The sequence below is a fragment of the Neobacillus niacini genome, assembly GCF_046591715.1.
In the GTDB taxonomy this organism is placed as follows: Bacteria; Bacillota; Bacilli; order Bacillales; family Cytobacillaceae; genus Neobacillus; species Neobacillus niacini_L.
On record NZ_JAWVNQ010000001.1, the window covers coordinates 817182 to 838167 of the forward strand.

The 20986-nt window shown below is 38.9% G+C and carries 12 protein-coding genes; 11 read left to right on the plus strand and 1 reads right to left on the minus strand.

The genetic code is table 11. The features are described 5' to 3' along the window. Positions 1 to 141 precede the first annotated feature (141 nt). The 11 genes from SFC47_RS04020 (at position 142) to brnQ (ending at position 16689) form a co-directional block, all read left to right on the plus strand. Positions 142 to 3585, plus strand: coding sequence for a glycoside hydrolase family 3 C-terminal domain-containing protein (locus SFC47_RS04020; RefSeq protein ID WP_411252953.1), 3444 nt, complete (start codon positions 142 to 144; stop codon positions 3583 to 3585). 198 nt (positions 3586 to 3783) lie between these two features. After that, positions 3784 to 4500: a (Fe-S)-binding protein gene (locus SFC47_RS04025; protein ID WP_411252954.1), complete on the plus strand. Its 717-nt coding sequence runs from the start codon at positions 3784 to 3786 to the stop codon at positions 4498 to 4500. A 76-nt stretch (positions 4501 to 4576) separates the two neighbouring features. Then, positions 4577 to 6004 (plus strand): LutB/LldF family L-lactate oxidation iron-sulfur protein, encoded by a 1428-nt coding sequence (locus SFC47_RS04030; protein ID WP_411252955.1) that lies wholly within the window; start codon positions 4577 to 4579, stop codon positions 6002 to 6004. After that, positions 6004 to 6723, plus strand: a complete 720-nt coding sequence (locus tag SFC47_RS04035; RefSeq protein WP_411253618.1) for a LutC/YkgG family protein — start codon at positions 6004 to 6006, stop codon at positions 6721 to 6723. Before SFC47_RS04030 ends, SFC47_RS04035 begins: the two co-directional genes overlap by 1 nt. A gap of 165 nt (positions 6724 to 6888) precedes the next feature. Beyond that, the gene (locus SFC47_RS04040) at positions 6889 to 8958 is read left to right on the plus strand and encodes a bifunctional aldolase/short-chain dehydrogenase (RefSeq protein WP_411252956.1); all 2070 of its coding nucleotides are present in this window, start codon (positions 6889 to 6891) and stop codon (positions 8956 to 8958) included. A 518-nt stretch (positions 8959 to 9476) separates the two neighbouring features. Then, the gene (rhaB, locus tag SFC47_RS04045) at positions 9477 to 10880 is read left to right on the plus strand and encodes a rhamnulokinase (RefSeq protein ID WP_411252957.1); all 1404 of its coding nucleotides are present in this window, start codon (positions 9477 to 9479) and stop codon (positions 10878 to 10880) included. A 36-nt stretch (positions 10881 to 10916) separates the two neighbouring features. After that, the gene (gene rhaA, locus SFC47_RS04050) at positions 10917 to 12170 is read left to right on the plus strand and encodes an L-rhamnose isomerase (RefSeq protein WP_411252958.1); all 1254 of its coding nucleotides are present in this window, start codon (positions 10917 to 10919) and stop codon (positions 12168 to 12170) included. A 168-nt stretch (positions 12171 to 12338) separates the two neighbouring features. After that, positions 12339 to 13100 carry a DeoR/GlpR family DNA-binding transcription regulator gene (locus tag SFC47_RS04055; protein WP_411252959.1) on the plus strand — a complete coding sequence of 254 codons (762 nt, stop codon included), beginning with the start codon at positions 12339 to 12341 and terminating at the stop codon, positions 13098 to 13100. A gap of 290 nt (positions 13101 to 13390) precedes the next feature. Beyond that, positions 13391 to 14221 (plus strand): rhamnulose-1-phosphate aldolase, encoded by an 831-nt coding sequence (gene rhaD, locus SFC47_RS04060; RefSeq protein ID WP_411252960.1) that lies wholly within the window; start codon positions 13391 to 13393, stop codon positions 14219 to 14221. A 138-nt stretch (positions 14222 to 14359) separates the two neighbouring features. Beyond that, entirely contained in the window at positions 14360 to 15319 is a 960-nt protein-coding gene (locus SFC47_RS04065; protein WP_411252961.1) for an AraC family transcriptional regulator, read from the plus strand. A gap of 44 nt (positions 15320 to 15363) precedes the next feature. Continuing rightward, complete coding sequence (gene brnQ, locus SFC47_RS04070) at positions 15364 to 16689, plus strand: branched-chain amino acid transport system II carrier protein (RefSeq protein WP_411252962.1); 1326 nt, start codon at positions 15364 to 15366, stop codon at positions 16687 to 16689. A gap of 56 nt (positions 16690 to 16745) precedes the next feature. On the opposite strand, the gene SFC47_RS04075 is transcribed toward brnQ, so the two are convergent. Further along, positions 16746 to 20864, minus strand: a complete 4119-nt coding sequence (locus tag SFC47_RS04075; protein ID WP_411252963.1) for a S8 family serine peptidase — start codon at positions 20862 to 20864, stop codon at positions 16746 to 16748. Between the last annotated feature and the right edge of the window lie 122 nt (positions 20865 to 20986).

Consider the following 20986-nt stretch of genomic DNA (forward strand, 5'->3'; position numbering starts at 1 on the left):
TATGAAATCTTGTAAAACCCATTAAACTAAAGGTAATAACTCTTATATAAAAGGAGAGTGGAATACAAATAGGGGGTGCATGGTTCACTAGAATTAATTTGAAAGCGTTTTAATATTTTAAGAGAAAAGGAAGTGGAAGCAATGAAAACATCCCGCCTGAAGCTGATGGGAAAAAAAGTCTTATATGTTGCTCTAGTTACGACGCTTACTGCCGGTTTGGCTGGTTTCAGTGCACCAGCTAAAAAAGCACAAGATAACCTCGAATTTAAAAGACAGGTCGGCGGAGTATTTGACGGAATGCCATTGTTTGATGGAGTACCTGAACATCTTGATGAATACGTGGATGCTTATTTTGACTATACGGGCTTAGAGGGGCCTGCTGTGTATGCAACCGGTTCAAGAAATCACTACACACTGCAGGGTGGTCCAAATGCAGGGAAAATAATACCAGGTGCACTTTCAGCAGCAGACAATGTACAGGGGATTTCTACAGATTTCCCTGCGTTAGTCGGAATGGGACAAACCTGGAACAAAGAATTGCTATCAGATATCGGAAAAGTAATGGGAAGCGAAAAAATCAGTACCTTAAAAGTAAAGCAAGGGGAGTCCAACATTCACGGCGGTTCAAATGCTTCTCCAACTGTGGCGTTCACGGTTGTGAGTGACATGCGAATTAATCCACTGAGCGGAAGATTTGATGAAGGCTTCTCGGAGGATGCCTACATGGCTGCAGAGATGATTGATGGGATGGCAGCCGGATTAAGCGGTACTGATCAAGAAAAGAGTAAGGATGGATTCTGGATGCGGGCGGCTGTAGGGACCAAGCATTTCTCGATTTATAATGCTCAGTGGTTCCGTCAATCCGCGAATAACAGTGCAGGGGCGAGATCGATTTTTGAATACCAAACGAAAAGCCCTTTGAAAGCGCTTAGCTCCGGTTCCGTGGCAGGGGTAATGACGTCATTCGGCCGGACAAATGGTATTCCAAACATTCTTTCACCATACCAAATTCATGCTAATAATCATTCCAAGTATGGAGTTTATAGCTCTCCAGACTTTAATGGGGACCAGCTAGTTTTCCAATCACAAGGAAATGGGTATGATGCGACATATGCAACAGATAGAACGAATGCCACAATTTTAATGATATTAGCAGATGCAAATGCTGGACGTCCTGGACCAAATCCAGCGAATGCTTTAGCGGATGTCGCTGCAATAGTGGATGCGGTTGAACAAGAAAAATACGGTCTTACAAAGGAAGACCTAATTGATGCTGCACGGCCGCATGTTAACCAAATGGTTCGTGTTGGAATCTTTAACGAAGTGGACGAAAATGGAATTCCAAAGAATTATCCATTTGCACAAGAAGCTAAAGACGTGAGAACGGAACCAGCCACATATAATGACGCCGAACATCAGGAAGTAGCGTTACAGGCTGCAGAAGAGAGTATCGTATTGTTAAAAAATGACGGGACTCTGCCTCTTGAGAAAAATAAAAAAGCTGCAGTTTCAGGAGTACATGCAGATTCAAGATTTAAAACAACTTACTCTGTAGGAACAACTCCAAATATTGAAAACTCTGGTATCTCACCATTATCAGCGATTATTAAAGCCAATGGAGCAAGCAATGTATCCTATGACCCAGCGGTTAAAGTTGTTGCTTTTAAATCGAAATTAAACGGCCAAACTGTCACCGCTGACGAGAATGCTGCGGATGTGACAAAAGGTTCTCAGCTAGTTACAACATCCGAACCTTTGAATGTAAATAACCCTGCGCACTTGTTCGAAGTATACAATTGGGGGCAAGAGGGGTACAGCCTTCGCTCAGTAAAGAACTCAAAATGGATGACATCTCCTACGCAAGCGAATGCTGCAGTTGAAAATACAAATCCTACTTCATTAAACTTAACAAATAATGATTGGGACCTGCCGCAAATGGCTGGGCAAACAAGTGCAATACCGCCAACCATTCGCATAGAGAACAATGAAGATCAATCCGTTTCTCTAATCTCTAGCGGCTTCCGTACCGGATTCTCTGGAGATTTCACAAATTGGTACTATGCAAATGGACGATTTATTACAACAAGTCCAGACGGAAAATTAATGAGTTCTGCAACTACACTTGGGAATACAGAAAATGCAGCTAACCGAAGCGATGATGTAAAATTTGAACAAACGGTAGTAAAAGAAGTTGGCGCCCAAGCGGTTAAGCGAGCAGAGACTGATGACTATGCAGTTGTTTTCGCAGGAGCAATTCCTCGTCATAGCGCAGGAGAAGGAAATGACCGTTCTGACTTGAATATGGGTGAAGCGGATTACGAATTGGTTGAAAAAGTGTCAGATGCCTTTGCTAAAAAAGGGAAAAAGACGGTTGTTGTCGTTAGAACAAGTTTCCCTGTTGGTATGGAGCGTATTCAAAACAATCCAAATGTATCAGCAATTGTCTACCAGCCATATGGCGGTCAATATGATGCTGAAGCCTTGGCGCAAGTCCTATATGGCGATTATGCCCCAACAGGCCGTTTATCTTCAACTTGGTATGCAGATATGTCCGCATTCCCTGAAATTAATAAATATGTAATTCCTGAAGGGAATAGCTTAACATTGAAAGATGTTGACCCTCGTTTTACGGTTGATATGACAAATGCTGACCCAATACAATCAAAGTTGACTTACATGTATACAGATAAAAAGGTTACCTATCCATTTGGTTACGGCCTTTCTTACAGCAGCTTTGAATACAGTGATTTTAAAGCACCAAAAAGTGCGAGTGGAAAATCTGCTTTCGAGGTTTCACTAAAGGTCAAAAATAACGGAAGTGTCGATACTTCTGAAGTTGTTCAACTATATGTGAAAAACAACAAATCAACTTATGGGGAGTATGCACCACAAAAGCAGCTCGTCGCTTTCGAAAAAGTATCACTTGCTGCAGGTGAAACAAAAACAGTAACACTTACAGTTGATCCGAAAGATGCAGCCATCTGGGATGTCAATAAAGGTGATTTCATTGTTGAAGACGGAACATATACGCTTATGGTCGGTGCCTCGTCACAAGATATCAAACAAGAGAAGAACATCGCAGTATCTGGCGACTCAGTTGCGGCGCTTCCAACCAATAAGCCGTTTAATGTGTTCGACCATGCTTTTGCCTCAAATGAAGTTGTTTATCATGAAGTATCTAAGGGAAGAACAGCTGAAAGTTTAAAAGCGGAGAAAGTAGTAGGCGGGTATTATGCTGTCCGTTCGAAAGAAAACGGATCTTGGGCAGCACTGCCAAAGGTAGTATTAACAGGCTCTACAAAAGTAACGGCATCCGTTGCAGCGGATACCACTGGCGGTAAAATCACACTTCATGCAGGTTCCGTAGATAGTAAACCATTTGCAGAAATCGATGTACCAAAGACAGAGAAGAAGACATATGACATTGAAAATGCAGGTGTCACTGTAAACGAGCTAGGATATAAGGAAGTAACAGTAGATTTAGGTAAAAATGCACCAAAAGGACAAAGTACCATTTATGTAGTCTTCCATGAACCAGACCTAAGAATTGATAGTCTATCATTTGGGGCTGGAAAGAAAAATTAAATATCAGAGAAGTTCCCCGAAGGGGCGGTTCTCCTGGCTTTGTTGCCCGGAGAACCGTCCCTTCGGTTTTTCCGTCGTTTTTTTATGATATTTTTTAAAGAAAACTATTTTCAGACTATCAAAAACAAACAAACATATATTATAATAAAACAAAAACAAATAAAAATAAGTACCAATTTACCCAAGGGGATGGAAAAGATGAAAGTGAGTTTATTTGCGACATGCCTGGTTGATATGTTTCAAAGCAATGTGGGAAAAGCTGCAGTCGAATTATTAGAGCGGCTTGGCTGTGAGATAGATTTCCCGGAATCACAGGTATGCTGCGGGCAGCCGGCTTATAATAGCGGCTACACGAAAGACGCCAAAGACGCAATGAAAAGGATGATTGATACTTTTGTAGAGGCTGAGTATGTGGTCTCGCCGTCTGGCTCATGTGCCTATATGTTTCATGAATACCCCCATGTATTTAAAGGGGATCCAGTTTGGGAACCAAAAGCTAAGAAATTAGCAGAGAAAACGTATGAGCTTACCCAATTTATTGTGGATGTTTTGAAGGTTGAAGATGTCGGGGCTAAATTGGAGGGACATGCGACCTATCATACCTCTTGTCATATGACGAGATTGCTGGGTGTAAAAGAAGCTCCTATAACTCTTCTGAAAAATGTAAAAGGCTTGAAATTTACCGACCTGCCTGGTAAAGAGCAGTGCTGCGGGTTTGGCGGGACATTTTCTGTAAAAATGTCTCAGATTTCCGAGCAAATGGTTGATGAAAAAGTTTGCCATGTTGAAGAAACAGATGCAGATTACCTGATTGGGGCTGATGCTGGCTGCCTCATAAATATTGGCGGCCGGATTGATAGGAAAGGTAAACCGATAAAGGTTATGCATATTGCTGAGGTATTAAATAATCGATAAGAGTTGGGAAAAAGAGCTCTTATAGAGGGACAACCATAACCGAAAGTTTCAACATGAAGGATGGGTGAAATAACGGATGGCCATGAAAATAGGCAATGAACAATTCAAGGAACGTGTCGACAAGGGAATTCATGACGATTTTATGCGTGGAGCTGTTTCTGGTGCCCAGGATGGTATGGGTGTAAAACGGCGCATTGCTGCGGAGGAACTGGGGAACTGGGAAGAGTGGCGTTCACATGGCGAGGAAATACGCCAGCATGTTCTTGAAAACTTAGATTATTATTTAGAACAATTAAGTGAAAATGTCGCTAAACGCGGAGGGCATGTATACTTCGCCCAAACCAAAGAGGAAGCAAATGATTACATTCGTGGAATTGCTGTTAAGAAAAAAGCAAAAAAGATTGTTAAATCAAAATCAATGGTCACGGAAGAAATCAGCTTAAATGCAGCACTAGAACAAGAAGGCTGCGAAGTGATTGAGACGGACCTTGGAGAATACATACTCCAAGTGGATGACCATGATCCGCCGTCACATATCGTCGTCCCTGCTTTGCATAAGAATAAAGAACAAATCCGCGATGTGTTCACAGAAAAATTAGGTTACACAAAAACCTCAAAGCCAGAAGAATTGGCCTGGCATGCACGGGAAATGCTTCGACAGGAATACCTGTCAGCTGACATTGGGATAACAGGTTGTAACTTTGCCGTGGCAGAAACTGGTTCGTTTAGTTTAGTAACCAATGAAGGAAATGCAGATTTAGTAACTGCATTGCCAAAAACACAGATAACGGTAATGGGGATGGAACGGATCGTCCCTACCTTTGAAGAAATGGAAATCCTAGTATCACTGTTAACAAGAAGTGCAGTTGGGCAGAAACTAACAAGCTACATTACCGTCCTTACAGGACCAAAAGAGGAATTTGATGTTGATGGTCCAGAGGAATTCCACCTTGTGATTGTTGATAATGGACGCTCGAAAATTCTCGGTGGAGAGTTTCAATCAGTACTGCAATGTATTCGCTGTGCGGCGTGTGTGAATGTATGTCCAGTCTATCGCCATGTTGGCGGACATTCTTACGGTTCAATCTATTCAGGACCAATAGGAGCCGTCCTTTCACCATTACTTGGCGGATATGATGAATATAAAGAACTTCCATATGCATCAACGCTTTGTGGGGCATGTACGGAAGTATGTCCTGTGAAAATACCGCTGCATAACCTCCTCCATAAGCATCGAGAAGTGATTGTAGAGAAGGAAGGAAAGGCACCTATTTCGGAGAAGCTGGCAATGAAAGCTTTTGGGTTAGGAGCGGCTTCACCTGCCCTTTATAAAATTGGCTCAAAACTGGCTCCAACCGCGATGAATCCATTTACAACCGGGGACAAAATTTCAAAGGGACCAGGGCCATTAAAAGCCTGGACCGAAATCAGAGAGTTTCCAGCACCAAACAAAGAAAGATTCAGAGATTGGTTTAAAAGCCGAGAAAAAGGGGGGAATAAATGATGACGGGTACAATCCAAAATCGTGATTCATTTCTAAATAAAGTTGCCAGCCAACTGGGGCGACCTCGTAATTCTAAAGCGGTAGAGGTGCCAAACTGGAAGTTTAGACCCCAGGAAGAGGTATTAAAAGGTGCAACACAGGATGAGTTATTAGAAGTTTTAACAGAGCAGTGTAAAAAAATCCATACAACCATTTTTACAACGGACCTAAAAGGACTTCCAGCAACCCTAAATGAGGTTGTAGCCAATTATGGCGGGGGTCCAATAGTTACCTGGAAGGATGATCGTTTTTCAAAATGGGGTCTAGATTCCATAATGAAATCAGATTGGCAAAGTCAACAAATTGAAGTTTATGAATGGGATCATACAAAGGGCGCAGAAAACATTTCAAAAGCCGAAAAAGCAAACATAGGCATTACGATTAGTGAAATCACATTGGCGGAATCAGGAACTGTAGTATTATTCAGTAATGAAAATAAAGGGAGAACCGTGAGCTTTCTACCTGCATCTTATATCGCACTAATCCCTAAAAGTACCATAGTACCAAGAATGACTCAAGCTGCCAAAAAAATGCGGGAGATTCACCAGAAAACGGGACATATAGCATCATGTATTAATTTCATAACAGGGCCAAGTAATTCCGCAGATATTGAGTTAAACTTGGTTGTTGGTGTCCACGGACCTGTTAAAGCTTCCTATATCGTTATCAATGATCTATAAAGGTAGACAATCCACCTCAATATGGGGTGGATTTTATTATTTAATCAAAAACAACCAAATCTAAAAACAAATATAAACAAATATTAACTTAGGTATTCAAAAATAAACAAAAGTATAATATAATGAGTTACAGAAGTTAACAAACATATAAACGGGGGAATTCGGATGGTTAAGAATTATTGGGATAGTGAAAAAGCTGCACAAGTATCCAAAGGGGTAGAAGAATTAGTATATCGTTCCAATTTGATTGGATCAGATCGTGCCGTATGTAACTGGGGTGGCGGCAACACTTCTATGAAAACTACGGAAAAGGATTTCCGTGGACGTGATATCGAGGTTATGTGGGTAAAGGGAAGCGGCTCTGACTTAGCAACGATGAAGGCGCATAACTTTACAGGGTTAAACTTAGAGGATATCAATCCATTATTTGAACGTGATGAAATGTCAGATGAAGATATGGTTGCCTACCTTTCACATTGCATGATTGACAGCAAACATCCTCGTGCCTCCATTGAGACGTTATTGCATGCATTCTTACCATTTAAACACGTTGACCATACCCATCCAGACGCGATTATTAGCCTTTGCTGTGCCGATAATGGTAAGCAGCTTGCTGAAGAGATTTTTGGAAATCGTTTTGTTTGGGTACCATATGTTCGTCCTGGCTTTACCCTTTCAAAAATGATTGCAGAAGGTGTAAGAAACAATCCAAATGCCGAATTAGTATTAATGGAAAAACACGGCCTAGTGACTTGGGGAGAAACGTCAGCGGAATCTTATGCAAAAACAATCCAAATTATCAATGAAGCAGAACAGTATATTAATGAGCGAGTAGATGAGGAAACAGTATTCGGCGGTCAAAAATACGTTTCTTTATCTGACGAAGAGGCCGCTAGCATTCTAGCAAAAGTAATGCCAATCATCCGTGGTGCTGTAAGTGAAGAGAAGAAAATGCTTTTAACCTATGACCGTGGTGAAGATGTTCTCACATTTGTCAACAGCCATCAAGCACCTGAGCTATCACAAATTGGAGCAGCATGTCCAGACCACTTAGTTCATACAAAAATGGTCCCGCTTTATATCAATTGGGATCCGCAAACGAAAGATGTGGAAAGCTTAATTACTAGTGTGAAAGAAGGCATTGCGAGCTTCAAAGAAGCCTACAAATCATACTTTGAACGCAACAAAAATGAAGGCGACAAAATGTTCGAACCAGCTCCACGTGTTATTTTAATTCCTGGATTAGGTATGGTGAATACAGGTAAGGATCTAAATAACTCTAGAGTTAGTGGTGCCCTATACCACCGTGCGATCGCGGTAATGAAAGGATCTACAACACTAGGAAACTTTGTTTCTTTAAGTGAAAACGAATCTTACAACGTGGAATACTGGCCATTAGAATTATATAAATTGACTCTTGCTCCATCTGAAGCTGAATTCTCAAGAAAAGTAGCTTTTATTACTGGAGGTGCAGGCGGTATTGGCAGTGCAACAGCTCGTCGACTTGTTTCTGAAGGAGCGCATGTTGTGCTGGCTGATTTAAATCTTGAAGGCGCAGAAAAAGTAGCGGCTGAAATTAACGAACAATACGGTGCAAACCGTGCTCTGGCGGTGAAAATGGACGTTACTAGCGAAGAGCAAGTTCAAGCAGCATTCGACCTTACTGCACTCACCTATGGCGGAGTTGACATTATCGTTAATAATGCAGGACTTGCTACCTCCAGTCCATTTGATGAGACTTCTCTTAAAGAGTGGAACTTGAACATGAATGTATTAGGGACAGGTTATTTCTTGGTAGCCCGCGAAGCGTTTAAGCAAATGAAGGGACAAGGCATCGGCGGTAACATGGTCTTTATCGGTTCCAAAAATTCAGTTTACGCTGGTAAAAATGCTGCAGCATATAGCTCTGTGAAAGCAATGGAAACACACTTGGCAAGATGTATTGCAGCAGAAGGCGGCGAATATGGAATTCGTGTAAATTCTGTTCTTCCAGATGCAGTTCTTCAAGGTTCTGCGATATGGGGGTCAAACTGGCGTGAAGAACGTGCGGCAGCGTACGAAATCCATCCCGATCAATTAGAGGAACACTACCGTAAGCGTACAACATTACTAGTGAATATCTACCCATCTGATATTGCTGAATCAATAGCATTCTTTGCTTCCTCGAAATCTGAGAAAACAACAGGTTGTATGTTAACTGTTGATGGCGGTGTACCAGCTGCATTTACGAGATAATAAAATATAATGGATCAGAAGAAGGAATGACGTGAGATCTGGCTCACGTCATTTCCTTTTGTATAAGAAATTTTTACCTTATTTATCTATTATTTATTATGAAATGTTAAGCAATTTTGAGGCGAGTGGTATAACATTTTTGAGAACGTTTAATAACCGAAAAAATAATTAAACCATAAATTCCGATCGATAGAAAAATTAGTTATGCGCCTAAAAATAATTAGAGGCGTTTATTTATTGATTAACGAGTTAGTAAGTTACAAAATAGTTGAAGTGATAGTGGATAAAGAGCTTTTTGGGGAACTATCATCACAGCAAATTTCCCTGAAAGCATTAAATGAATTTTTTTCATTCATATCTGATTAAATAAAGCAGGAGATCCATTTCGATTCGAAAAGGATCTCTTATTTTTTGTGCAAATAAGGACAATAAAATAGTCGAATCACGATATAGGAAAATCATATATTTCTAGTAAGATAGATATATCAGTAAGCGGTTCCAACGGGAAGGTGATGTGAATGCCAAAATACAGTATAGCCGTCGACATCGGGGCATCAAGTGGAAGACTCATTTTAGGATATCTAGAAGCAGGTCTATTAAAATTAGAAGAAATTCATCGCTTTGAAAATAAAATCGTGAAAAAAGGGGATTCCTATTGCTGGGAAATTCATAAACTATTTCACGAAATCAAAAATGGACTAAAAAAATGCAAAGAATTGGGCATAAAGCCTGACAGTATTGGTATAGATACATGGGCTGTCGACTTTTTGTTATTGGATGAAAATGACCAGCCGTTAACCGATGCTGTTTCATATCGTGACCCACGAACAGATGGGATGATGGAAGAGGTATTTAAGATTTTTACAAAAGAAAGATTGTACTTGGAAACAGGCATACAATTCCAAAAGTTTAATACTATCTATCAATTATTCTCTATTAAAAAAAACAATCCAGAAATACTAGAAAAAGCAAAATCATTTTTAATGATTCCCGATTATTTTAATTATTTGCTAACAGGCAAGAAAGCAAATGAGTACACCAATGCAACTTCCACACAGCTGGTTAATGCATTTACGAAAAAATGGGATTATCAGTTATTAAATCTGCTTGGTATAAATAAAGAAATGTTCCAAGAAATCCAAACACCCAAAACTAATCTTGGTAATCTCAAAAAAGAACTAGTTTATGAACTAGGTTTTGATATAAAGGTCATTTTACCAGCAACACATGATACTGGCTCTGCTGTTATTTCCGTTCCAGAAGAGAATGAAACGATATATATCAGCTCAGGCACATGGTCTCTAATGGGTACTGAGAATTATTTTCCAATCTGTGTAACAAAAGCCTTGGACTATAATTTCACGAATGAAGGCGGAATCGATTATCAATACCGCTTCCTAAAAAATATTATGGGCCTTTGGATGATCCAAGAAGTAAAGCGAAACTACAATGATGTGTATACTTTTCAGAAATTAGTAGATATAGCAAGAGAAGCAAATGGTTTTAAGGCAATTGTTAATGTTAATGATGACCGCTTCCTAAAGCCTGAAAATATGATCGATGAAATCATAAATTATTGTACTGAAACGGAGCAGCCCGTCCCTAGCACACCTGGTGAAGTGGCCAAATGTGTGTTTGAAAGTTTAGCAGCCAGCTATCAAGAAACTGTTACAGAAATTGAAGAGATTTTTGAAAAGAAATTTGAAAAAATTAATGTCATCGGCGGCGGCTGTCAAAATGAACTGCTTAACCAGCTGATTGCTGATGTTACTCATAAAGAAGTTTATGCTGGACCCGTTGAGGCGACGGCAATAGGTAACATCACAGCCCAATTAATGGCGCTGGAAGAAATCAGTGATATTAAAGAAGCACGTAAGATCATTAAATCATCTTTTGAAGTGAAAAAATATTTACCAGCTTAACCTGTAATCAACTAATTAAGGGAAGGAAGAATAAACATGGCGATTAAAGCGAATTTTGAACTTGCCAAACAAGCGTATGCTAAATGGGGAGTAGACGTTGAAGAAGTAGTAGAGAAGCTGAAAAACGTACCAATTTCCATTCATTGCTGGCAGGGTGATGATGTTGCCGGATTTGAAGTAAACAAAAACGAATTATCAGGCGGTATTGATGTAACCGGAAATTATCCTGGTAAAGCAACGAATGCACAAGAATTAAGAAGTGATTTAGAGAAGGCTCTATCACTAATCCCTGGAAAGCACCGAGTTAATTTACATGCTATTTACGCAGAAACAAATGGGGAAGTAGTTGAAAGAGATCAACTAGAACCGAAGCATTTCGAAAACTGGGTAAATTGGGCAAAGGAAAACGGTCTTGGATTGGATTATAACCCAACTTTATTTTCACATCCAAAAGCTGCAGATGGTTTAACACTTTCACATCCAAATGAAGAAATCCGTGAATTCTGGATTAATCACTGTATTGGCAGCAGAAAAATTGCTGAACATTTCGGCAGAGAGCTTGGAACACCAGCATTAACAAACATTTGGATTCCAGATGGCTACAAAGATATCCCAAGTGACCGCCTGACTCCAAGAAAAAGATTAAAAGATTCATTGGATAAAATATTTGCAGTGGAAACAGATGAAAGATATAATCTTGACGCTGTTGAGAGCAAAGTGTTTGGTATTGGTTCTGAATCCTATGTTGTTGGTTCACACGAATTTTATCTGAACTATGCCATGAAAAACGATAAATTGTGCTTATTAGATACAGGTCACTACCATCCAACAGAAACTGTTTCAAACAAAATCTCATCTATGCTTTTATTTAGCGAAAAACTTGCGTTGCACGTTTCAAGACCCGTTCGCTGGGACAGTGACCACGTAGTTATTCTTGATGATGAATTAAGAGAAATCGCACTTGAAATCGTTCGTAACGATGCGTTAAACCGTGTAATCATTGGACTAGATTTCTTTGATGCAAGTATTAACCGTGTTGCTGCTTGGACGATTGGTACACGCAACATGATCAAAGCGCTCCTTTATGCCATGTTAGTACCAAATGAATATTTAAAGCAGCTGCAAGAAGAAGGCAATTTCACAGAAAGACTAGCATTAATGGAAGAATTTAAAACCTATCCATTCGGTGCAGTTTGGGATTATTACTGTGAAAAGATGGGCGTACCAGTTAGAGAATCTTGGTTAGGAGAAGTAAAAGCTTACGAGAATGAGGTTTTATCTAAGCGCTAAGGAAAAAAGACTCAATAAGGGACAATAGGTCCTTATTGGGTCTTTCTTTTTTGAAACTGTGTTTGTTTAACGGGAAATATGGTATATTCATTATATAAACAAAGAAAAAATAAACATAAAACAACAAAAACAAAATTGCTAGGTGATTGTTCGGAAGGGGTTTAATAAATGCTAGTTGCAGAGAGGCATAAAAAAATTGTTGAGCTGGTCAATGAAAGGTTGAGTATACGTGTTACAGAGCTAAGCAAGATTTTTTCTGTTACAGAGGAAACAATCCGTCGGGATCTTGAAAAGCTCGAAAAAGAGAACTTATTAATGCGCAGCCATGGTGGTGCTGTTAGTATTGAAAAGGATCATGGAGAAACTTCCTATTTGGAACGGGAAATTACTAATGCTGCTGAGAAGAAAGCAATTGCAAAAGAAGCTGTCCGCTCCATAGAGGCAGGCGACCAAATTGTACTGGATGCAAGTACAACAGCCTGGTATGTAGCAAAGGAATTAGAGGACTTCCCGTTAACTGTCTTGACCAACTCTATTAAAGTAGCCATTGAGCTAAGCAAAAAAGAACAAATTAAAGTGATTTCTACAGGTGGTACTCTATTGGCACAATCACTATCCTATGTCGGACCGCTTGCTGAACGATCGCTTGGAATGTATCACGTGAATAAGGCATTTATATCTTGTAAGGGTGTCCATTTAGAAAAGGGGCTGAGTGATTTTAATGAATTACAAGCTCTTTTGAAGAAACAAATGATGGATATTGCGGATGAAACCATTCTAATGGTTGATTCAAGTAAATTTGGAACACGGGCTTTTTCACAGATAGCTCCTGTATCAAAGATTCATTGTATTATCACCGATTCAAATATTGATGAACGAACTAAAAAACAGTTAGACGAAAGAAACATTACGATAACAATAGCCAAATAATAAAAAGATGCCGATTTATCATTACATTATAGAAAAAGTTTTAGAAGCAGACCAAGTGGTCTGCTTCTATCTGTTTTAACAAGTCTTTATATTAAATTGTACAAGATTTTTCAATAAAACAAAATTGAACGGGTTTGGATGTGACGAAATTGTTAATAAAACAAAAAATAAACAAAAAATAAACCTGTTTTTATGTTTGATTTTGTTTGTTTCGGTAGTATGATTACATTGTAAAGAAACTATATAGTTTTAAACAAAAGTGTAGTTTTAAGTAAAAGGAGAGAATGAAAATGAGTGTTTCCATCGTAAAAGATGCTATTTATACAGCTCCATTCATACAAGAAATGTTAGAAACTACTTCGAATTTATACCGTTTAGGCTGGGATGAACGGAATGGCGGAAATATCAGCTATTTATTGCATGAATATGAAGTCCTTCCATATTTAAATGTAGATAATGTTAAAAGAACAGTACAAATGAACTTTGATGCATCAGGATTAGCAGGTCGATATTTCATTGTAACGGGATCTGGAAAGTATTTCAAAAACGTAAAGAGAGATCCTGCAAATAACCTAGGCTTGATTCGCATATCGGCAAATGGCAGAAGCTATGAAATCTTATGGGGGTTTGAAGATGGCGGGGCTGCAACAAGCGAACTGCCAACACACTTAATGAATCATATTGAGCGCTTAGCTGTTGATAGGAACCATCGTGTTATTATGCACTGCCATGCAACAAACTTGATTGCGATGTCCTTTACACATAGTTTACAGGAAGAAGAATTTACTAAAACCTTATGGGAAATGTGTACAGAATGTCTTGTTGTTTTTCCTGAAGGTGTAGGCATCATTCCATGGATTGTTCCGGGAACAAATGCAATTGGGGAAGCAACCGCAGAAAAAATGGAAAATGTCCGCCTTGTCCTTTGGCCGCATCATGGAATATTCGGCGCTGGTACCACATTAGATGAAACCTTTGGGTTAATCGAAACCGCTGAAAAAGCGGCTGAAGTTTATACAATCGTTTGTGCTCAAGGCGGTAAAAAGCAAACTATTACTGATGCTCAACTTAAGGAACTTGCGGACGCGTTTGGTGTAGTACCAAGAAAGGGGATTCTTTAAGAATTTAAGAATGATATTTAACAAAAGATAAATAAAGATGTGCACCTAAATGGAGCACATCTTTTTGTTCTAATGGTTAGAGGGAAATGGTATTATACTATTTATATTAATGAATTGGAAAACATGAAAAGGTGAACCATGAATCAAGAACTCCTTAACGAGCTTTTACAAATTACAGATGAAGAAAAAGATATCCTAGTACAACAAACAAATGTAAGTAAAAACCTGTACACTAGTAAAAAGAACTTTATTATTGAAAGCGATAAATTCTTAAGTAAAGATAAAATGATAATGGTTCGAAAGCATACGAGATTTGTGGATTTTCCCTCACATAAGCATGATTACATTGAGGTCAATTACGTTTACAATGGTGAATTGCAGCAGACGGTGGGGGGAAGGCAGATTACTTTAAAAAAAGGAGAACTGCTGCTCTTAAACCAACACATTGAACATGAAATTAAAGCCTGTTCAAAAGAAGACATTGTCATTAATTTTATTATTCGACCTGCGTTCTTTGACTTTATTTTTTCCTATTTAAGTTCTGAAAATATTGTCAGTGATTTCTTATTGAGCAGTCTATACAATAATACACAGAATGGGCAATTCCTTTACTTTAAAGTCTCAGAGATAGAAAAGATTCAGGATTTAATTAGAAAAATGATTCACGAAATAATGTATCCTGCCACTTTCTCAGAGTCTGTCATCAAGCTATACATGGGACTCTTGATGATTGAATTAATTAAGAATTCAGATAGGGTAGAAAGAATAGAAGAAGCGTCCATCACTCACTACTTGGTTGTTGAATCACTAAAGTATATCGAAGAACAGTACAAAGAAGCTTCCTTATACGAATTAGCTGAACAATTGAATCAATCCCATTATGGATTAAGTAAAACCATAAAAAAGGCGACTTCTCGTACATTTAAAGAGCTTCTTCAGGAAAGAAGACTTTTAAAAGCGAAAGAACTATTAGAAGGTACAGACATGTCTATTTCCATGATCGCAGAGCAAGTGGGCTACGATAATATCAGTTATTTTTACCGGATTTTTAAAGGGAGATATGGACAGACTCCTAAAGAATTCAGAGCAAATAACTGATATAATTACTGAATATTATTTATTACATCATAAGGAGTTACATCATGAATTTTTCAGGAAAACAAATAATTTTTATTAGTTTTATGTTATTTTCAATGTTTTTCGGTGCAGGGAATCTTATTTTTCCTCCTTTCCTTGGCCAATCAGCCGGAGAACATATTTGGCTGGCCCTAATAGGTTTTATTGTTTCAGCCGTAGGACTGCCAATTTTAGGAGTTATTGCGGTTGCAAAGGTTGGAAGCTTGAATGAGCTGAACCTTAGAGTTCACCCAATATTTGCATTAATATTCCCATTTTTGATTTATATTGCAATCGGTCCAGGACTAGCGATTCCTCGTGCAGGGAGCCTTGCATTTGAAATGGGGGCTGCACCGTTCCTGCCGGAGAATTTGGTTGAAGGTCCAATCTCTTTATTACTCTATAGTATCGTCTTTTTTGGCTTAGCCGCTTGGTTAAGTATGTATCCCTCTAAATTGATTAGTCTTTTTGGGAAACTGTTGACACCCATCCTCTTAGCACTGATAGCGATTATTTTTGTAAAGAGTCTAATCAATCCGATTGGATCATTTGAATCACCCGTTGGGAATTATCAGGAAACCCCATTATTTCAAGGAATATTGGAAGGATATCTAACCATGGATGCCTTGGCAGCACTCGCTTTTGGTATAGTTATTGCTAACACGTTGACTGCACAAGGTGTACTTGACTCCAAAAAGAAATCGCGCTATATGATGTACGCAGGATTAGGAGCTGGGTTGTTGTTAGCGGTAATTTATCTTATTTTAGGATACCTTGGGGCTCAGAGTTCTGCTTTAGGACAGGCTGAAAATGGAGCCATTATTTTGTCCAACATTATGACGTACCTGTTCGGAAAAAGCGGGACATTGATATTAGGTGTTGTTTTTACGCTGGCATGTTTTTGTGTGTCGATTGGTTTAATAACATCATGCAGTCAATTCTTCTCAAACGCCATTCCAAGAGTCGCTTATAAAATATGGGTTGTAATTTTAGCTGTTCTTAGTACTGCCATTGCCAATTTAGGGTTAACTCAAATCTTGCAAATATCTGTACCGATTCTTGGTATGATCTACCCGATTGCCATTGTTCTAATTTTCTTAGGTCTATTGGATGATATCATAAAAAGAAATCCATATATATATGGCTCTGTAATAGGATTAGTTGCTCTTTTTAGTGTTTTAGACACAATTAACAAAGTATTTTTAGAAAGTAAATGGAGCGGGGCTTTTGAAATTCTCCCCTATTATTTAGAAGGGCTGGGCTGGCTCATCCCAGCACTGATAGGGTTAGGCGCTGGATGTATTTTGGGCTGGTTGAGAGGTACATCTCCTTCAATGAAGACAAATCCATAGTGAAAAACGAGAAACCATCCATACTGTGGTTTCTCGTTTTTTTAAGTCAGAGATATTTATTGGATATTTAATTCTGTTAAAATATCATCTATTCTTTTTCCTTTATAGATTTCTTTTCCTTTAGGAGCTTTTTCGACATCAGGGTTCTGTTTTAAATAGTGTTGTTTTACAAATTCCATATCTTTTGCATCGACGATACCATCAAAATTGATGTCTGCTTCACGCTTGTCCTTACCCCAATATGTTTTAATGTAGTCTGCATCCATAATATCAATTACATGATCGTTATTGACGTCTCCTCCCATTACAGAGGCATAGAAAATATAAGTCATTCGGCCTGCGGCTTCACCATTATACATATCATGTAAATCACTTACCGTTACATGACGGTCAAAATGACCTGGGATTTTAACCGTAATATCATATTTTTGATTTGTTGCAGGAAGGTTTTTTAAGAAATAGCGTGCACTGTAATTGAACTCTCCTTTATACGTTATCCCGTCCTCACCGACAGCTTCAATTGTCATTCCTGCTTTAGAGAAATCCTTATTATAATCTAACCAAATGCCGAATTCACCTAGGAAGCCATCTGCAAGAATGCCGCCCTCCAGCTGAGAAACAGTCGGGACGATGTTAACCCCTTGGCCAAAACCATGAATGGCAATAGGATCATGGTTTAATGAAAATGCTTTTGTGTTTACTACATTTATGTTTTGAATCCATTTGATATAATTGCTTGGGTTTTCTTTTACTTTTAATGATACATCAATTAATGGCATTGATGTTTGAATTGCCTGGACAGACTCACCTGTCAACATAGTACTCAAAGTAATGCTATTTTGACTGCCTGCTGGCGTAATTTCTCCTTTTGTTAGTTCAGCTTGTAAATGATGAGCTTTTGCATAGGCTTTAAATTCTTCGTTTATAGTTATATTTGTAACTTCAAAAGTGCTGGATGGAAAGGCTAATGTAAACTCTCCGCCAGTTAAGTCTTTAATATTGTGTGCACTCAATGTTACCGTCAAAGTATCGCCGTACTTAGCATTATTTTTGTTAGATACTAGCTTCATGTATGAAAGACCTTGTTTAACAAAGGTGTAAGTGAAATCCGGGTGGTCCTGGATACCATTCAGTGCGTTATCAAAAGTTTGAAGAGTTGCTTTCGTGAACTCTCTGCCGTTAGTCAGTTCGGTATTAAAGGTAAACTGACCATCTTTATCAACTGAGATTGGAGAAAATGAGTCGTCTATCAGGTAAACTTTATTAGAGGATTGATCAATATCGAATCCATTTTCCTTCATCGTGTCAACATGCTTGTCATAGATTTTTCCTTTAATCGTCATTCCTTCTTCGTTTACTTCATATACTCCGCCTGGATTCTGCATGGTTATCTCCGGAAGAGTGTTTTCAATGAAAAACGTATCCGACTTTTTGAATACTTTACCATCTTTATTTGTTGCTATAATCTCCACTTCATACTTTCCGGGGCTTGCCAGTTTCTTCGCGTATGCTAAAGGGTTATCTCTGTTTCCAGTAAAAGGAACATATAAACCATTAAAGCCAAACTCCGTTTCGTAGAGAAGTTCTTCAGGAAAAAAGCCTTGATAAGAATCGATAAGTCCAAGCGCTTCTCCTGTGGCGGAATCCTTTAATACAACATCTACTGTTTCCATCGAACTGCTAAGTGAAAATAAAATTGGGGTAAATCCATAGGCAAAATTGTTCAAGTCACGTCTTGTTGTAAAGGAATCAAAGTATGCGTTAACCTCATTTATTCCTTCTTTAATATGTTTAAATCCAAATGGCACTTGGTAAACTTCCTCGTTATTTTCTTTATTGGTAAAATAGATGTATCCTTCATAGTTTCCAAGCTCAGCTGTAGCTGGTATTCTAATAGCTGGTTTTATATTAAAGGTTTTGTTGGCCTTTACAGTGATGGATTCAGGTATGTCTAAAGTAACGTTATTCTTATTGGCATCCTTTGCACCTGTTACTTTTTGATTAAACTCAACTTTTACTTGAAAGATTTTGTTGCTGCCGGTGGTATTCGTCAATGTGAGATTACGCGTTTCTTTCTTGGTTTGTTTTTTTACGACCTGCGCTCCAAAGCTTAAAGCTCCGGTTAAGTCAGGTATAGAAACTTCCTCTTCGCCCTTCATGCTAGGAGTTTCATCGATAACCTTTATACTCATCTCTGCATGTGCAGCCTCATATACATCAATTCTTCCTGCGCCTGCTTCGAACACACTGTAATCCTCTGTCAGCTTATCAGCTGTATTCATTAGTGCTGCTTTTACATCCTCTGGCTGGTAATCCGGGTGTGCTTGTAAAAGAAGTGCTGCTGCTCCTGCCGCATGCGGTGCAGCCATGGAAGTACCTGAAGCTCTTTGATAAGCAAATTGATAATTATTCTGAAGTTCCTCGCCATTCATATATGCTGGTACACTCGAATACACGGCAACCCCTGGGGCTGTAATTTCTGGTTTAATATCATAATTTTTGTAAGATGGTCCCCGAGAGCTGAAAGCAGCCATTTTATCCCCGCTTGTTTTATATTCACTTAATGTATTTAACGTAAAGGTAATATTGCCTTCTCTTACTTTATTTAAGACCTGCAGGCCTTGTTCATTGGTAAGGGTGAATGTAGGAATGAATTCAAAACCATCACCTAGATAATGAGGTATTTGCCCTTCTAATGGATCATTATTATAGAGTAAAACTGCTTTTGCTCCATGTTTTTTGGCGTTCATAATCTTTTCATTTAAACTAAATATCCCACGTTCAACAAGGACTATTTTTCCCTTTACATCTTTACCGTCGTAATTGTAATCATATCCTAATCCGACTTCAATGATGGAAAGTGCTTGGTTTTTCAAAGCACTTAAATCATCGTTGTAGCTCTTTGCAAGCAGCCGCAAATCGGTAAAGGAAAGATTATCTACTGCTGCATTCACAATTGGCACTGTGATTGAATAATCACTTGCACCTACAGTCAGCGCTAAGGCTGAAGTTCCTGGTGAACCAAGGGAATATAAATCGCTTCCAGAGTTTCCTGCTGCAACTACTGCAACTGTACCTGCTAAGGCAGCGTTATTGATGGCAATTGAAGTTGGGTCAAGCGGGTCATTATGGTCGCTGCCTAATGAAAGGTTAATCACATCCATCTCATCTGCAACTGCTCTTTCAATGCCAGCCAATATATTACTATAAGAACCTGAACCATATGGACCTAACACCTTATATCCATATAGTTCTACGCCTGGAGCAACTCCTGTAACGGCAATGTCAGCACTGTTCTTTCCTTGCCCAGCTATCGTTCCAGATACATGAGTCCCATGAGATGTATAATATGTTGATCCGCCCAATGGACTGATTTCCGGCTCTCCGGATTGTTTCCACTCATCATATGTAGTTTCCATTGGATCTGGGTCGTTATTGACAAAGTCATATCCACCCTTATAAGCATCTTTTAAATCAGGATGTGTATAATCTATGCCTGTATCAATTACACCAACCTTTACGCCTTTTCCGGTAATGCCTTCAGTATGAAGTTTTGTGGCGCCGATATGTGCAATGCTGTCTAGTGCAGGGGAAGCACTTTTGGTTTCTGTTTCGCTAACTTCAGGAACTGGAGGCTCAACTGATACTTGTTTATCTTCCCAGATTGCCTTTACTCCGTCCATTGAGAGTATAGTATGCAAATCTTTAGCAGCTACGGTCATTGCAACACCGTTAAAGGCATGCCGGTATTCCTTCCTGATTTCTAAGGCAGGTGCAGCTTTTTTGGCTTGTCCGATTTTCTCCTTGAATTTTTGATGTGATTCCTCTACCTTTTTTCTTGCCTCGCTTAGCTCAAGTGGTTTTCCGGCTTTAGCATTTTTTTTCACTGCTGCTTGAGCAGGGTCCTGAGCAAATTGAACAATTATATTTACAGGTTTGTTACTGAAAGTTTCAAGGCTGGGGGATAGGTATTTATTTGGGACTCCCTGTTCTTGATTGTTATGGATTCGGTCTCTGTCTTCTTTGGATAAATATTGAAGATAGTGTTCTGCGTTGGTGATTTTGCTTGGACTGACAGTTTCTGCAAAGGTTGGCGGCGTTTGAGAAACTAGCAGACTAGCAGCTAAAAAACAAGTAGATACAACTTTAAATGGAATTGAAGCTTTCTTTTTCAAGTTCTATTTCATCCTTTCTATCTTTTTAGAATATTTGCAATTTTATTATAAGTTTATGGTACGAAGTATCCTATGGGGGTATTTATGGGAGACTTTTATATTGATAACGATTAGAAACGCAC

Bases quoted from the DNA above. Each gene is read 5' to 3' on its own strand.
- SFC47_RS04020 (WP_411252953.1), top strand. From the start codon at position 142: ATGAAAACATCCCGCCTGAAGCTGATGGGAAAAAAAGTCTTATATGTT.
- SFC47_RS04025 (WP_411252954.1), top strand. From the start codon at position 3,784: ATGAAAGTGAGTTTATTTGCGACATGCCTGGTTGATATGTTTCAAAGC.
- SFC47_RS04030 (WP_411252955.1), top strand. From the start codon at position 4,577: ATGGCCATGAAAATAGGCAATGAACAATTCAAGGAACGTGTCGACAAG.
- SFC47_RS04035 (WP_411253618.1), top strand. From the start codon at position 6,004: ATGACGGGTACAATCCAAAATCGTGATTCATTTCTAAATAAAGTTGCC.
- SFC47_RS04040 (WP_411252956.1), top strand. From the start codon at position 6,889: ATGGTTAAGAATTATTGGGATAGTGAAAAAGCTGCACAAGTATCCAAA.
- rhaB (WP_411252957.1), top strand. From the start codon at position 9,477: ATGCCAAAATACAGTATAGCCGTCGACATCGGGGCATCAAGTGGAAGA.
- rhaA (WP_411252958.1), top strand. From the start codon at position 10,917: ATGGCGATTAAAGCGAATTTTGAACTTGCCAAACAAGCGTATGCTAAA.
- SFC47_RS04055 (WP_411252959.1), top strand. From the start codon at position 12,339: ATGCTAGTTGCAGAGAGGCATAAAAAAATTGTTGAGCTGGTCAATGAA.
- rhaD (WP_411252960.1), top strand. From the start codon at position 13,391: ATGAGTGTTTCCATCGTAAAAGATGCTATTTATACAGCTCCATTCATA.
- SFC47_RS04065 (WP_411252961.1), top strand. From the start codon at position 14,360: ATGAATCAAGAACTCCTTAACGAGCTTTTACAAATTACAGATGAAGAA.
- brnQ (WP_411252962.1), top strand. From the start codon at position 15,364: ATGAATTTTTCAGGAAAACAAATAATTTTTATTAGTTTTATGTTATTT.